Source organism: Nocardia sp. NPDC057272, from assembly GCF_042668615.1.
In the GTDB taxonomy this organism is placed as follows: Bacteria; Actinomycetota; Actinomycetes; order Mycobacteriales; family Mycobacteriaceae; genus Nocardia.
The window spans coordinates 136,867-151,016 of the sequence record NZ_JBHUYK010000012.1 but is presented as its reverse complement, the minus strand read 5'-3'; the positions used below and the strand labels follow the sequence as shown (position 1 = coordinate 151,016).

Sequence of the window (14,150 nt, the reverse complement as noted above, 5' to 3'; positions counted from 1 at the left end):
TTTGACAGCGTTTTACGAGAAAAAGTCCTGCTCTGAGTCTACGAATATGGCAGACATTAGTAGGAACATGTTCTAGTCTTTGGGCAGTCTTCAGATCGGGGTGGCGGTGAAGTACGGGTACGCGGACACATCGGTCCGCCCGTCGAAAGAGGAGGATTCGGAATGAACAACCTCCTTGCTGTCCCGTTGCGGGCGGTCGGCGGTTTCTTCGAACTCGGCGCGGAAGTGGCACGAGCCACCGTCCGCAAGCCATTCCAATGGCGCGAATTCATCGACCAGGCATGGTTCGTGGCTCGCGTCTCGATCGTGCCCACGCTGTTGGTCGCCATCCCGTTCACGGTGCTGGTGGTCTTCACGCTCAACATCCTGCTGCGCGAGATCGGCGCCGCCGACCTCAGCGGCGCGGCCGCCGCGTTCGGCGCCGTCACCCAGGTCGGCCCGATCGTCACGGTCCTGATCGTCGCCGGCGCCGGCGCCACCGCGATCTGCGCTGACCTGGGCGCACGCACGATTCGCGAAGAGATCGACGCGATGAAGGTGCTCGGCATCGACCCGATCAGCCGGTTGGTCGTGCCGCGCGTGTTCGCCTCGATGTTCGTGGCACTGATGCTCAACAGCCTGGTGTGCACCATCGGTATCGCCGGCGGCTTCGTGTTCTCGGTCTTTCTCCAAGGCGTGAACCCCGGCGCTTTCGTCAACGGGATTCCGCTGCTGACGAATCTGTCCGAGCTGATCATCTCCGAAATCAAGGCGGGCCTGTTCGGCCTGATCGCCGGAATGGTCGCTTGTTATCTCGGGCTGCAGGTCAAAGGCGGACCCAAGAGCGTCGGTGACGCGGTGAACCAAACAGTGGTATTCGCGTTCATGGCGCTGTTCGTGGTGAATGTGGTTGTCACCGCGATCGGCCTGAAATTCACGGTGCGGTGACCACATGGCATTCATAGTTCGCAGCAAGTTTCCGCGCACGGTCCGCCGTTTCGATCGCATGTCGAAATCGGTGGATTCCCTGGGAGATCAGGCGATCTTCTACGTCAAGGCGCTCGGCTCGGTGCCGCGCGCGCTGGTGCACTACCGCACCGAGACCATTCGCCTCATCGCCGAGATCAGCATGGGCAGCGGCGCTTTGGCCGTGATCGGCGGCACCGTGGTGATCGTCGGCTTCCTGACTCTGATGGCGGGCGGCACCATCGCGGTGCAGGGCTACAGCTCGCTCGGCAATATCGGCGTCGAGGCACTGACCGGCTTCTTCGCCGCCCTCATCAATGTGCGCATCGCGGCACCGGTGATCTCCGGCATCGGACTGGCGGCCACCATCGGCGCAGGCGCGACAGCGCAGCTGGGCGCGATGCGCGTGGCCGAGGAGATCGACGCGCTGGAATCGATGGCGATCCGGCCGATTCCGTTCCTGGTCGGCACCAGGGTGCTGGCCGGCATGATCGCTATCGTGCCGCTCTACGCACTCGCGGTGATCGCTTCGTTCATCGCCAGCCGGTTCGCGACCGTCGTGATCTACGGGCAGTCGGCAGGCGTTTACGACCACTACTTCTCGACCTTCCTCATCCCGAGCGACATCCTGTGGTCGTTCGCGCAGGCGATCGTGATGGCACTGGCCGTGATGCTCATCCACACCTACTACGGTTTCCACGCCGCGGGTGGTCCGGTCGGCGTCGGCATCGCGGTCGGCAACGCGGTGCGCTCGTCACTGATCGCTGTCGTCACTGTGACGCTGCTGATCTCGCTGGCCATCTACGGCACCTCCGGCAACTTCCACCTCTCGGGATAGCGTGATGGACACTTCACGGATCGTTGCCGCATTGCAGGGCGGGCTCGGGCGCAAGCTCGCCGCGCTCACAATGGTCGGCTTGCTCATCGGGCTCGTGGCTTTCGCGTTCGCCCTCTTCCAAGGCGCGTTCACCACCACCGCCCAGGTGCTGGTCGACGCTCCGCGCTCCGGCCTGGTGCTCGACCCCGACGCCAAGGTCAAGGTGCGCGGCGTCGAGATCGGCCGCGTCGCCGAGATCAACCTGCGCGACGACGGCGCGCAGATCCTGCTCGAGGTCGACCCGGAACAGCTGAAGCTGGTGCCGTCGAACGCGGGTGTCGACATTCGTTCCACCACGGTGTTCGGCGCCAAGTACGTGAATTTCGTTGTCCCCGAGCAGCCTTCGTCGAGCTCGCTGAAGCCCGGCAGCACGGTGGCGGCCAGCTCGGTGACGGTGGAGTTCAACACGCTGTTCCAGCACCTGTCCGATGTGCTCGCCCAAATAGAACCGGAGAAGCTCAACGCCACGCTGACCGCGCTCGGCACCGCACTGGAAGGTCGTGGCGACAAGTTCGGCGATCTGCTGGTGCGCTCGGATCGCTATCTGCGCGAACTCAACCCATACCTGCCGACGCTACAAGCGGATCTGGACAAGACCGCCGCGGTGACCGACCTCTACGCCGAGGTCGCGGACCCGCTGTTGCGCACCGTCGACAACGCGACCGGCACCTCGCAGACCATCTTCGAGATGCAGGGCCAGCTCGACAACGTGCTGGTCAATGTGATCGGGCTGTCCGACACGGTGGGATCGGTACTGCGCGAGAACGAGCACGATCTGGTGACCGCGCTCGACCTGCTGCGGCCGACGACCGCCCTGCTGTTCGAATACGCGCCCGCATTGAGCTGCGTCATCAACGGCCTCGGCCCGCTGGTGCCGATCGCCGAGGACATGATGGGCGGGCTGCTGCCGGGTGTCGGAATGAACGCGAGCGTGATGCCGGGTAGCCAGCCCTACTCCTACCCGAACGACCTGCCCAAGGTGAATGCCACCGGTGGCCCGCGCTGCGAGGGTGTGGTGGATCGGGTACCGGAAAGCCATTCGAACTATCTGGTGACCGACACCAACCAGGGTGCGCCGTACACGCCGACTACCCAGTACGAATTCCACGGTGTGCCAAAGGTATTCCAGCTACTGCTGGACGGACTGCCGGGAGTGACGCGGTGAGGAACACGGGGACGACGGTCAAACTGGCGATCTTCACCGTGGTGATGACGCTGGTGTTCGCCGGCCTGGCGATCGTTTTGAGTCAGGCGCGGTTCTCCAGTGAGGACGGCTATCACGCGGTGTTCACCAGCTCGTCGGGCATGCTGCCCGGCGCCAAGGTGCGCATCGCCGGTGTGCCGGTGGGTTCGGTGACCTCGGTGAAGGTCGGCGACGACGACCTCGCCCACGTCGCCTTCGATGTCGACACCAAGTACGCGGTGCTGGCCAGCACCCGGGCGGCGATCAAGTACGAGAACCTCGTCGGCGATCGCTACCTGGAACTGCTGGAGGGGCCGGGCTCGGCGCGGCGGCTCTCCGCTGGTGACACCATCGACCTCGCGCAGACCACGCCAGCGCTCGATCTGGATCTGCTGCTCGGCGGCTTCAAGCCGCTGCTGCGCGGGCTCGACCCAGCGCAGGTCAACGATCTCACCGCGGCGCTGTTGCAGATCTTCCAGGGCCAGGGCGGCACGCTGGTCTCACTGCTGAACAGCGGCGGGAGCTTCGCCAAGACCCTGGCGGACCGGGACGCGCTGATCGGCAGCGTGATCGACAACCTCAATACCGTCCTCGCCACCATCGATGATCGCGGTGACCATTTCGCCACCACCATCGAGGAACTGCAGCGCCTGGTCAGCGACCTGTCCGCACAGCGCGACCCAATCGGCAACGCGTTGCCGCGGATCGCGGGCGCGACCCAGGAGATCAACGACCTGCTGGTGCAGGCCCGTCCCGATCTGCGCAACACCATCGAGCAGACCGGCAGGCTCGCCACGAACCTGGACGAGGATTCCGACCACATCGAATGGGTGCTCGGAAAACTGCCCGACACATACAAGAAGCTCATCCGGATCGGCGCCTACGGCTCCTTCCTGCAGCTGTACATCTGCGGGACCAACATTCTGATCACCGGCCCTGACGGCAAGCCGATGGAAGTACACATGCCGGGTCTGCAGGCGACCGGAAGGTGCACGCCCAATGAATGAGAACAAGTCGCCGTCGGCGACGATCGGCATCGTCGGAGTGGTGCTGGTGGTGGCGATTTCGCTCGCGACGCTGCAATTCACCGAGCTGCCCTTCATCCGGTCCGGAGCGACCTTCACCGCGAACTTCCTCGACGCGGGCGGCCTGGTGGAGGGCGACCCGGTGCATGTGGCCGGTGTGCGATCCGGCGAAGTGCGGCAGGTCAGCCTCGACGGTGACAAGGTCCTGGTGAAGTTCGACCTGGACGAGTCGATCGTGCTGGGGGAGAAGACCACTGCCGCGATCAAGACCAACACAGTCCTCGGCCGCAAGTCGCTGGATGTGGTGCCGACCGGCCCCGGCGCGATCGGCACCGGTGACACCATTCCGGTCGACCGCACCACCTCGCCCTATTCGCTCAACGAAGCGCTGAGCGATCTCGGTGGGACCGTGCGCGATCTCGATCTCGATCAGGTCGACCAGACCCTCGACACCCTGTCGGCGGCCTTCGCCGACACGCCGGGCCCGCTGCGCAACGCGCTCGACGGTGTGACAGCCCTGTCGCGCAGCATCAATGTGCGCGATCAGGCACTGACCGACCTGCTGGCCCGGGCGCAGAACGTCACCAAGATCCTGGCCGACCGCAGCACCCAGCTCAATACGCTGCTCCTCGACGGCAACGAGCTGCTCGGCGAGCTCGACCGGCGCCGGGCCGCGATCAACCAGCTCATCGTCTACATCGACGATGTGGCCAGGCAGCTCTCGGGCCTGGTCGCCGACAACGAGCCCCAGATGCGGCCGACGCTGGACCGGTTGAATTCGGTACTGGCCCTGCTTCAGCGCAACGAACAGAACCTCAACGGAGCCCTCGACGGCCTCGGCCCCTACGCCGCCGCGCTCGGCGAGCAGGTCGGCAACGGGCCCTGGTTCAACGCCTACGTGGTGAACGCGACCAGTACCGAATTGCGCCCGCTCGTCGACGCTTTGGTCTGGCCGGAACAGGTGCCACAGGACCTGATCGATATCTTCACCCATCCGAGGACGCCGTACATCGCTCCTACTGAGGAGGATCCCCCGCGATGAGCTCGATTCAGCAGGTACGCGGGTTGCCGCGCTGGACGATCGCCGTAGCGGTGGTCATTGTCGCGGCGTTGATCGCCGTGGCCGTCTACTTCGTCACCGGCGGCGGAAAGAACACGGTGACCGCCGCGTTCACCTCCACCACCGGTCTGTACGAAGGCGATGAGGTCCGAGTACTCGGCGTCACCGTCGGCAGCATCGACTCGATCGAACCGGGCCAGGGCCAGACGCGGGTGAAGATGAGCATCGACAGCAGCGTCGACCTGCCCGCGGACGCACGCGCGGTGATCATCGCGCCGTCGCTGGTATCGGCCCGTTTCGTGCAGATCGCGCCCGCCTACAGCGGCGGACCAAAGCTGGCCGACGGTGCGCAGATTCCGCTCGACCGCACCGCGGTGCCCGTGGAGTGGGACGAGATCAAGGCCGAACTGACCAAACTGTCCACGGCGCTCGGGCCGGTCGGTGACGACAAGCAGGGCTCCTTCGGCCGCTTCGTCGACACCGCGGCCGAGAACCTCGACGGCAACGGCCAGAAGTTCCGCGACACCCTGCGTGAACTGTCCGCGACCGTGACCACCCTGTCCGACGGGCGAACAGACCTGTTCGGCACCATCCGCAACCTGCAGAAGTTCGTCGAGGTGCTCTCGGCGAGCAACGAGCAGATCGTGCAGTTCAGCGGTCGGCTGGCTTCGGTGTCCTCGGTGCTGGCGGGCGCGTCGGAAGATCTCGGCGCCGGTCTGGACAGCCTCGATGTGGCACTGGCCGACGTGAAGCGGTTCCTCGACGGCACCGGGGGTGAGCTGACCGAGAGCGTCGAGAAGCTCGCCGATGTCACCCAGACGCTGGTCGACAAGCGGCCGCAGCTCGAACAGGTGCTGCACTCCGGCCCGACCGCGATGGTGAACTTCTACCAGCTCTACAAGCCCGCTCAGGGCTCGCTCACGGGCTCGGTCGCGCTGAACAACTCGGCCAGTCCGCTCACCTTCCTGTGCGGTTCGATCCGGGCACTCGAACACAACAACTCCGACAGGTCCGCGGATCTGTGCGCGGAGTTCCTCGCACCGGTGATCAGTTCGCTGGCAATGAATTACGTGCCGATCATGACAAACCCGGTCGGCGGCGTCCAGGCGTTCCCCGACCAGCTGGTGTACAGCGAGCCGAGCCTTGCCGGTGCCGGCCAGCCGACCGCGGCGCCCACCGCCGCGCCGGTCACCGTGCCCGAAGGTCTTGCCGGGCTCGCCGTTCCAGGAGGGCAGCGGTGAACCTTCGCTCCTTCGTCGCACCTTTCAGTCAGTCCAGAATCGAGGCGGCCGTGAGCCAGAGGCGGCAACGCATACTCGCCGGGCTGGCCGTCGGCGTCGCCGTCGCGCTCAGCATCACCGGTTGTCAATGGGATGGGCTCAACTCTTTGCCCATGCCCGGCTCCGAGGGGCGCATGCCCGGCTCCTACACCGTCCGGATCCAGATGCCCAATGTCACCACCCTGACCCGGAATTCGCCGGTGCGGGTGGACGACGTCGAGGTCGGCAACGTGACCGGGATCGAGGTCGAGGGCTGGCACGCGCTGGTGACGGTCTCGCTCAACCCCGATGTCCGCCTGCCCGCCAACGCGATCGCCAAGATCGGCCAGACCAGTCTGCTCGGCAGCAACCACGTCGAGTTGTCCGCGCCGACAAACGGCGCGCCCAGCGGTCAGCTGCGTGACGGCGACGTCATCCCGCTCGATCGGGCAGGCGCCTATCCGACGACCGAGCAGGTGCTGTCCTCGCTGTCGGTGGTGCTCAACGGCGGCGGTATCGCGCAGCTCGAGACGATCACCACCGAACTGAACGCGATGCTCAACGGTCGCGAGGACGACATCGCCGACCTGCTGCCGCAGCTCAACGAGCTGACCACCGGCTTGGACCGGCAGACCGGCAGCATCATCGCCGCGATGGAGGGCCTGGACCGGCTCACCGTCGAGCTGGCCGGGCAGAAGGATGTGATCGCCGAGGCGATCGAACAGATCCATCCCGCGCTCACCGCGTTGGCCGATCGGTCGGCGAACATCACCGCGGCGATCACCGGGCTCGGTGAGCTCGGCGATGTCAGCGAACGGCTCATCAAGACCAGCGGCGACGACCTGGTGGCCAATCTGCGCAGTCTCGGTCCCGTGCTGCAGACGCTGGCCGACACCGGGAACAACCTGATCCAGGCGCTGGGCATCCTGCCGACGTTCCCGTTCCCGATCCGGAACATCGATAACGCGATCATGGGCGACTACATGAACTTGTTCATCACGTTCGACCTGACCGCTAGTCGTCTCGACAGCAACTGGCTCACCGGAACGCCACTCGGCGGTCGCTTCGGTGGGGTGGAAGGTGTCGTCGGCTCGTTCGCGCCGTCGACCGCCACCGATGCCGCTGACCCGGCCACCGCGCCCTTCTCGGCCGCGCCGGTCCCCGTACCCAGCATCCCAGGGCTGCCGGCCATTCCCGGCCTGCCCGCCATCCCCGGCATCACCGCGCCGCTGCCCGGTCAGGAAGGGGCGGGTCGATGAAACTCACCCGGTTCGTGCGAGCCCAGCTCGCGATCTTCGCGGTGCTCACCGTGATCGGTCTCGTCGTGATGGGCGGTGCCTACGTGCAGGTGCCCGCGATGTTGGGGATCGGCCGGTACGCGGTGACCGTGCAGCTGGCCGCTACCGGTGGGCTCTATCCCACCGCCAATGTCTCCTACCGCGGGCAGAACATCGGCAAGGTCGAGGCGGTACGTCTGACGACGGCCGGGGTCGAAGCCGATCTGTCGATCGACAGTGACTACAAGGTGCCCGCCGATTCGAGCGCCTGGGTGCGCAGTGTCTCGGCCATCGGCGAGCAGTACGTGGATCTGGTGCCCACCGATCAACCGGCCGACGGCAACCTGCGCGACGGCTCGGTGATCCCCGAATCGCGTACGCACCTGCCGCAGGACGTCGGCGCGATGCTCGACCAGGCCGACAAGTTGCTCGCGACGGTCGCCGACACCCGGCTGCGCCAGGTGATCGACGAGGCGTTTCTCGCGTTCAACGGTGCCGGGCCCGATCTGCAGCGGTTCATCGACTCGGCCGCGCTGCTGGTGCAGCAGGCCGAAAGCGACGTCGAGCCGACCAAGAAACTGCTCGACCAAATCGGTCCGCTGCTGGACACCCAGACTCGCTCCGCCGACGATATCCGTTCCTGGACAGCGGATCTGGCGACCCTCACCGACCAGCTGCGCGAGCACGATCCCGCGCTACGGAGCCTGTTGAACAACGGTCCTTCCGCGATGGAGACGGTGACCGAGCAGTTCCAGTCCCTGCGCCCCACCCTGCCGCTGCTGGCCAGCAATCTGGTGAGCCTCGGGCAGGTCGGCGTGATCTACAACGCGAGCGTGGAACAGCTCCTGGTCGTCTTCCCGCCGCTGATCGCGGCGCTGCGCACCGCCATCCGAGGGCCGGCGAAGTACGGCGTGATGGTCGACTTCATGACCGTTGTCCACGACCCGCCCGCCTGTACGACCGGCTTCCTGCCCGCGGATCAGCGGCGGGATCCGAGCGATCTGACACCGATGGATACGCCACCCGGGCTGTACTGCAAGGTGCCACAGGACTCGAATATCGAGGTGCGCGGCATCCGCAACACGCCGTGCATGGAGTTCCCCGGCGTCCGGGCACCCACGCCCGAACTGTGCCGGACCGGGTTCGTGCCGGAAGGCAACAACCCGCCGTTCGGGCCGGTTCAGCCGGTCGCTCCGGCGTCGGCACCGGCAGGCGCATCGACGGGCGCTGTGACGCCCGCCGCAGCGCGCCCCTATGATCCGTCCACGGGCAGCTATCTGGGCACGGACGGACGCACGTACCGCCAAGGTGATATCGCCGAGGACGGGTCGGGCACCGTGCCGGCCAGTTGGCAGGCGATGTTGGAGGAGCAGCAACGATGAACGACAACGACAACCGCCGCCCGCGCAGGCGGGCCGCACGCACGGCCGGTCCGCCGGTCGGGGAGACGGCGGCCGAGACGGTCACCATCGGTAAGAGCGAATCCGCATCGCCGGTCGACGTGGACGGCGCGGTCAGGGTGAAGGTCGCCGAGGCTCCCGCGAAGTCCGAGGACGCCACGGTGAAACTCGCCGCCTCCCCCGCGAAGTCCGCAGACGCTGCGGTGAAGGTCGCCGAGGCTCCCGCGAAGTCTGCGGGGGGCTCATCGAAGTCCGCCGCGACCACCGTGGAGTCTGCGGAGGTCACCGTGAAGTCCGAGGACGACGCCGTGGAGCTCCCGGCGAGCGAGCCGGTCGACCTGAGCAAGTCCGCCGACGACAAGGCGCCCGCCTCGGGTGGCCGCATCCTGGCGCTCGCCGCGGCGATCGTGCTCGTGCTCGCCCTGGTCGTCGGTGCCGGTTTCGCGGCCTTCACCGCCTACTCGGCGAACAAGGACGAGGACCTGCGCGCGCAGTACACCGAGACCGCCCGCCAGGCCGTGCTGAACCTCACCACGATCCGCGCCGACACGGCCAAGGAGGACATCGACCGGATCCTGTCGGTGGCCTCCGGTGATTTCAAGACCGAGTTCGACGGTCGTGTCGATCCGTTCATGGACGTGGTCAAGCAGGCGAATGTGGTTTCCACCGGCGAGGTGGTCGAGTCGGGCGTCGTCACCGCTGACGGCGACTCCGCACAGGTGCTCGTCGCCGCCAAGCAGATGGTGAGCAACAACGGCTCGCCCGAACCACAATCGCGTCAGTACCGGTTCCGGGTCACGGTGTCCAACGGCGACACCGGAATGACCGTGTCGAAGGTGGAGTTCGTGGGATGAGCCAGCGTATGAAGATCGTCTTCGGCAGCCTCGCCGCCCTCGGCCTGATCGCCGCGATCGTGCTCGGGGTGAGCGGCTATCAGCTCTGGCAGCACGACCGGACCGAGCAGGCCCGCTCCGACGCGATGAGCGCGGCAAGCCGCACCGTCAGCGCCATGTTCACCTACGAGCCGGCCACCGTCGACACCGAACTGCCGAAGGCGGCCGACGGCCTGACCGAGTCGTTCCGCAACGACTACCTGAAGCTCATCAAGGAAGCCATCGCGCCGGGCGCCAAGGAGAAGCAGCTCACCGTGAAGGCCACCACCCAGGCCGAGGGCGTCGTTTCCGCCGAGCCCGAGCACGCCGTGGTGCTCCTCTACCTGAACCAGCTGACCACCAGCAAGGACACCCCGGACGGCGCGACCTCCGGCAGCCGAGTGCGAGTCACCCTGGACAAGGCCGACGACCGCTGGCTGGTCTCCCAGGTCACGCCGGTCTGACCGCGGAGCTCGTCGCCATGGCGCCACTCGCGGGCGTCAGGCTTGTTCGCGGGGGAGGCGGACGGTGAACGTCGTCCCTTTGCCTTGGGTACTGGAGACTTCGACGCTGCCGCGGTGAGCGGCTACCAGGGCTTGCACGATGGACAGTCCGAGGCCGGTGCCGCCGCTGGCGCGGGTGCGCGAGGTATCCGCGCGGTAGAAGCGTTCGAAGACGTGGTCGGCTGCGGCCTGGTCGAGGCCGGGGCCGGTGTCGACGACGTCGATCTGTACCTCATCGTCGGTGGGGGTCAGGCGGACGGTGATCGAGGTGCCGTCGGGAGTGTGGGTGCGGGCGTTGTCGAGGAGGTTGGTGAGGACCTGGCGCAGGCGGTGTTCGTCGCCGAGGACTTCCAAAGTGCCGGTGCCTTCGGCGATGTCGAGGGTGATCGGACGATGTTGTCCCGCCGCGGATTCGACCGCGCGGGCGCTGTGCACGGCGTCGCCCGCCACTGCCAGCAGATCCACCGGGCTCAGTTCGACAGGGCGCTGGGCGTCGAGGCGAGCCAGCATGAGCAGGTCTTCGACCAGTAGACCCATGCGTTGCGCCTCGTGTTCGATGCGGTTCATGGACATCGCGGGGTCGGTGGTCGCGCCCTGCCGGTACAGCTCGGCGAAGCCGCGGATCGTGGTGAGCGGGGTGCGTAGTTCGTGACTGGCGTCGGCGACGAATCGGCGCATCTTCGCCTCGGAATCGCGCGCGGCGGTCTCGGAGGCCTCGGTGGCGGCGAACGCCTGCTGGATCTGGGTCAGCATGCTGTTCAACGACTGTGACAGTCGATCGACCTCGGTGACATTGCCGTGCACCGGGATTCGATGATGCAGTTCGCCCCCCGCGATCGCGGCCGCTGTCGCTTCTACCCGGTGTAGTGGTCGCAGGCTGCCGCGCACCACGAAATAGGCCGCGATGGCCAGTGCCAGCAAGACGATCGCGCCGACGATCAGTTGCAGCACAACGAGTTTACGTACCGTCTCGATGTTCTCGGCCAGTGGCCACGCGACCGTCGCGGTGGCGCGATGACCGTTGACCGTGAGTACCCGCCACTGCTCGCCCGAGTCATCGGACGAGCCGACCGTAACCGGCTGTAGCGCGGGCGGATCGGGGAGCGCGGGTTGGGAGTCCGTGCCGAAGACATTGTCGAGACGCACCTTTCGGGTGCCGTCCGTGCTCTCGGCGGTGACGAAGTAGCGTCCCGGCGGCTGTCCGGACTCCGACGAGGGCGGAGGCAGATTCGGCACGGGCAGCCCCACCCGCCGCTCCCACTCCAGCGCCGCGTCCTGCAACTGCTGATCGGTGCGGTTCTGCAGCGAGTTCTCCATCGCCTTGGTCACCACGAAACTCGAAGCGACCAAACCGAATCCGGCCAGCGCGACCAGCATCAACACCAGCGTCACCCGCAGGGGAAGTCTGCTCACCGGGTGGGCTCACGCATCACATAGCCGACACCGCGCAGCGTGTGGATCAACCGCTGCTCGCCGGTGTCGACCTTCTTGCGCAGGTAGGACACGTACGTCTCGACCACGCCCACCTCGCCACCGAAGTCGTAGCGCCACACGTGATCCAGGATCCGGGGCTTGCTCAGCACGCTGCCCGCGTTCACCATGAAATAGCGCAACAGCGTGAACTCGGTGGGGGACAAGGCCACCGGCTCGCCGGCTTTCCACACCTCGTGCGTGTCGTCGTCGAGTTCGATATCGGCGAAGCGCAACCGGGTGCCGGCCTTCTCGGGTTCGGCGTGGCCCGCGCGACGCAGGATCACCCGCAGCCGCGCCACCACCTCCTCCAGGCTGAACGGCTTGGTGACGTAGTCGTCGGCGCCGAGAGTGAGCCCGGTGATCTTGTCGTCCACCTCGTCGCGCGCGGTCAGGAACAGCACCGGCGCGTCGATCCCGTCGGCGCGCAACCGGCGCAGCAGGCCGAAACCGTCCATGCCGGGCATCATCACGTCGACGATCAGCGCCTGCGGGCGGAACGTGCGCGCCCGATCCAGCGCCTCGGCGCCGTCGGCCGCCGTCGACACCTCGAACCCCTGGTAGCGCAGGCTCACCGCCAGCAGCTCGACGATCATCGGTTCGTCGTCGACGACGAGTACCCGCGCCTCGGGCACATCAGGCACACCGCTCATGCCCCTATGCTCCACCACCCCGCTGGGAAGTGGCTGGACCGACGCTGTGAGGTCGCTGTGTGCGTCAGCCTTGGTCGGCGGGGTAGGTCTGCTCGTCACTCATCAGCGCCGAACCCGCCACGTTGCCGTGCGACAGTGCGTCGAGGAAGGCCCGCGCCCAGCGTTCGACATCGTGGGTGAGCACCTGACGACGCAGCGACCGCATCCGGCGGCGCTTGGTGTCGCGATCGTCGTCGAGCGCGCCGATGATGGCGTCCTTCACGCTGTCCAAGTCGTGCGGATTGCACAGGTAGGACTGACGTAGCTCGGCCGCGGCGCCGGTGAACTCGCTCAGCACCAGGGCGCCGTTGAGGTCGCTGTGGCAGGCCACGTACTCCTTCGCCACCAGGTTCATGCCGTCGCGCAGGGGCGTCACCAGCATGGCGTCGGCGGCGATGAAGAAGGCGATCAACTCGTCACGGGGGATCGGGCGGTGCAGGTAGTGCACGACCGGGTAGCCGACGCGGGCGAATTCACCGTTGATCCGGCCCACCTGACGTTCGATGTCGCCGCGCATCTTGATGTAGCTCTGCACGCGTTCGCGGCTGGGCGTGGCCAGCTGCACCATCACCGTCTCGCTCGGGTCGATGCGGCCCTCCTCGAGGAGTTCCTGCAGCGCGTTGAGCCGGATATCGATGCCCTTGGTGTAGTCGAGGCGGTCGACGCCGAGCATGATGTTCTTGGGATTGCCCAGCTCAGCACGTATTTTCGCGGCTCGCTCGCGCACCGAACGCCGCCGCGACGATTCGTCGAGTTCGGCCGAATCGATCGAGATGGGGAACGCGCCGACGCGCACCGTGCGGAAACCGACCTGCACGACACCCAGTTTCGAGCGAACCCCGATCGTGCCGCGGGAGGTGGGCTGACCGGCCAGTCTGCGGGCCAGGTAGAGGAAGTTCTGCGCGCCGCCGGGCAGATGGAAGCCGATCAGGTCGGCCCCGAGCAGGCCCTCGACGATCTCGGTGCGCCACGGCATCTGCATGAACAGTTCGACCGGCGGGAACGGGATGTGCAGGAAGAAGCCGATGGTCAGATCGGGGCGAAGCATGCGCAGCATCTTGGGCACCAGCTGGAGCTGGTAGTCCTGCACCCACACCGTGGCGCCTTCGGCGGCCACCTTGGCGGTCTCCTCGGCGAAGCGCCGGTTGACCTCCACATAGGCCGCCCACCATGCCCTGTCGTACACCGGGCGCACGATCACATCGTGGTACAGCGGCCACAGCGTGCCGTTGGAGAACCCCTCGTAGTAGTCCTCCACCTCCTGCGCCGTGAGCGGCACCGGATACAGCTCGAGCCCGTCTTCGATGATCGGTTCGACCTCGACATCGGGCACACCCGCCCAGCCGACCCAGGCGCCTTTGTTGCTGCGCAGCACCGGTTCCAGCGCGGTCACCAGCCCGCCGGGGCTGCGCTTCCACCGGGTGGTGCCGTCGGGCAGGCGTTCGAGGTCGACCGGAAGCCGGTTGGCGACGACAACGAATCCCGAACCCGCGCCGTTCGGCACGAGGGTTTCACTGTTTTCGGACGGACGGTCGTTGGACGGTTGATCGATCATTTGGTCCACTCACGCATCCTTATGCGTCGCAG

At 66.6% G+C, this 14,150-nt stretch carries 13 protein-coding genes; 10 read left to right on the top strand and 3 right to left on the bottom strand.

Annotation, left to right across the window (positions count from 1 at the left end; genetic code table 11):
• The first annotated feature begins 162 nt into the window (after window positions 1-162).
• Genes ACFULV_RS18495 through ACFULV_RS18450 form a run of 10 tightly spaced genes read left to right on the top strand, consistent with a single transcriptional unit; the run spans window position 163 to window position 10,362 of the window.
• The gene (locus ACFULV_RS18495; RefSeq protein ID WP_101464635.1) at window positions 163-927 is read left to right on the top strand and encodes an ABC transporter permease; all 765 of its coding nucleotides are present in this window, start codon (window positions 163-165) and stop codon (window positions 925-927) included.
• Between the two features lie 4 nt (window positions 928-931).
• Window positions 932-1,783 (top strand): ABC transporter permease, encoded by an 852-nt coding sequence (locus tag ACFULV_RS18490; protein WP_062982725.1) that lies wholly within the window; start codon window positions 932-934, stop codon window positions 1,781-1,783.
• Window positions 1,784-1,787: 4 nt separating this feature from the next.
• Window positions 1,788-2,987 (top strand): MCE family protein, encoded by a 1,200-nt coding sequence (locus tag ACFULV_RS18485; protein WP_378658137.1) that lies wholly within the window; start codon window positions 1,788-1,790, stop codon window positions 2,985-2,987.
• Complete coding sequence (locus tag ACFULV_RS18480) at window positions 2,984-4,012, top strand: MCE family protein (RefSeq protein WP_378658134.1); 1,029 nt, start codon at window positions 2,984-2,986, stop codon at window positions 4,010-4,012. Before ACFULV_RS18485 ends, ACFULV_RS18480 begins: the two co-directional genes overlap by 4 nt.
• Window positions 4,005-5,072, top strand: coding sequence for an MCE family protein (locus tag ACFULV_RS18475; RefSeq protein WP_378658132.1), 1,068 nt, complete (start codon window positions 4,005-4,007; stop codon window positions 5,070-5,072). The genes ACFULV_RS18480 and ACFULV_RS18475 overlap by 8 nt, the downstream gene beginning before the upstream one ends.
• Window positions 5,069-6,331 carry an MCE family protein gene (locus ACFULV_RS18470; RefSeq protein WP_378658129.1) on the top strand — a complete coding sequence of 421 codons (1,263 nt, stop codon included), beginning with the start codon at window positions 5,069-5,071 and terminating at the stop codon, window positions 6,329-6,331. Before ACFULV_RS18475 ends, ACFULV_RS18470 begins: the two co-directional genes overlap by 4 nt.
• Before the next feature lie 50 nt (window positions 6,332-6,381).
• Window positions 6,382-7,608: an MCE family protein gene (locus ACFULV_RS18465; protein ID WP_378658127.1), complete on the top strand. Its 1,227-nt coding sequence runs from the start codon at window positions 6,382-6,384 to the stop codon at window positions 7,606-7,608.
• Window positions 7,605-9,008 carry an MCE family protein gene (locus ACFULV_RS18460; RefSeq protein WP_378658124.1) on the top strand — a complete coding sequence of 468 codons (1,404 nt, stop codon included), beginning with the start codon at window positions 7,605-7,607 and terminating at the stop codon, window positions 9,006-9,008. The genes ACFULV_RS18465 and ACFULV_RS18460 overlap by 4 nt, the downstream gene beginning before the upstream one ends.
• Window positions 9,005-9,880 (top strand): hypothetical protein, encoded by an 876-nt coding sequence (locus tag ACFULV_RS18455; RefSeq protein ID WP_378658121.1) that lies wholly within the window; start codon window positions 9,005-9,007, stop codon window positions 9,878-9,880. The genes ACFULV_RS18460 and ACFULV_RS18455 overlap by 4 nt, the downstream gene beginning before the upstream one ends.
• Complete coding sequence (locus ACFULV_RS18450) at window positions 9,877-10,362, top strand: h domain protein (protein ID WP_358069368.1); 486 nt, start codon at window positions 9,877-9,879, stop codon at window positions 10,360-10,362. The genes ACFULV_RS18455 and ACFULV_RS18450 overlap by 4 nt, the downstream gene beginning before the upstream one ends.
• Window positions 10,363-10,398: 36 nt before the next feature.
• Here ACFULV_RS18450 and ACFULV_RS18445 read toward each other — a convergent pair whose 3' ends face one another.
• The 3 genes from ACFULV_RS18445 to ACFULV_RS18435 form a co-directional block, all read right to left on the bottom strand.
• Complete coding sequence (locus ACFULV_RS18445; RefSeq protein WP_378658119.1) at window positions 10,399-11,814, bottom strand: sensor histidine kinase; 1,416 nt, start codon at window positions 11,812-11,814, stop codon at window positions 10,399-10,401.
• On the bottom strand, window positions 11,811-12,524 hold the full coding sequence (locus ACFULV_RS18440) for a response regulator transcription factor (protein WP_378658116.1): 714 nt from the start codon (window positions 12,522-12,524) through the stop codon (window positions 11,811-11,813). The genes ACFULV_RS18445 and ACFULV_RS18440 overlap by 4 nt, the downstream gene beginning before the upstream one ends.
• A 64-nt stretch (window positions 12,525-12,588) precedes the next feature.
• Entirely contained in the window at window positions 12,589-14,118 is a 1,530-nt protein-coding gene (locus ACFULV_RS18435; protein WP_378658211.1) for a trehalose-6-phosphate synthase, read from the bottom strand.
• Window positions 14,119-14,150: the final 32 nt, after the last annotated feature.

Excerpts from the sequence above, each read along its gene's own strand:
- ACFULV_RS18440 (WP_378658116.1), bottom strand. The coding sequence starts at position 12,524 with ATGAGCGGTGTGCCTGATGTGCCCGAGGCGCGGGTACTCGTCGTCGAC.
- ACFULV_RS18485 (WP_378658137.1), top strand. The coding sequence starts at position 1,788 with ATGGACACTTCACGGATCGTTGCCGCATTGCAGGGCGGGCTCGGGCGC.
- ACFULV_RS18460 (WP_378658124.1), top strand. The coding sequence starts at position 7,605 with ATGAAACTCACCCGGTTCGTGCGAGCCCAGCTCGCGATCTTCGCGGTG.
- ACFULV_RS18450 (WP_358069368.1), top strand. The coding sequence starts at position 9,877 with ATGAGCCAGCGTATGAAGATCGTCTTCGGCAGCCTCGCCGCCCTCGGC.
- ACFULV_RS18475 (WP_378658132.1), top strand. The coding sequence starts at position 4,005 with ATGAATGAGAACAAGTCGCCGTCGGCGACGATCGGCATCGTCGGAGTG.
- ACFULV_RS18470 (WP_378658129.1), top strand. The coding sequence starts at position 5,069 with ATGAGCTCGATTCAGCAGGTACGCGGGTTGCCGCGCTGGACGATCGCC.
- ACFULV_RS18495 (WP_101464635.1), top strand. The coding sequence starts at position 163 with ATGAACAACCTCCTTGCTGTCCCGTTGCGGGCGGTCGGCGGTTTCTTC.
- ACFULV_RS18435 (WP_378658211.1), bottom strand. The coding sequence starts at position 14,118 with ATGATCGATCAACCGTCCAACGACCGTCCGTCCGAAAACAGTGAAACC.
- ACFULV_RS18490 (WP_062982725.1), top strand. The coding sequence starts at position 932 with ATGGCATTCATAGTTCGCAGCAAGTTTCCGCGCACGGTCCGCCGTTTC.
- ACFULV_RS18455 (WP_378658121.1), top strand. The coding sequence starts at position 9,005 with ATGAACGACAACGACAACCGCCGCCCGCGCAGGCGGGCCGCACGCACG.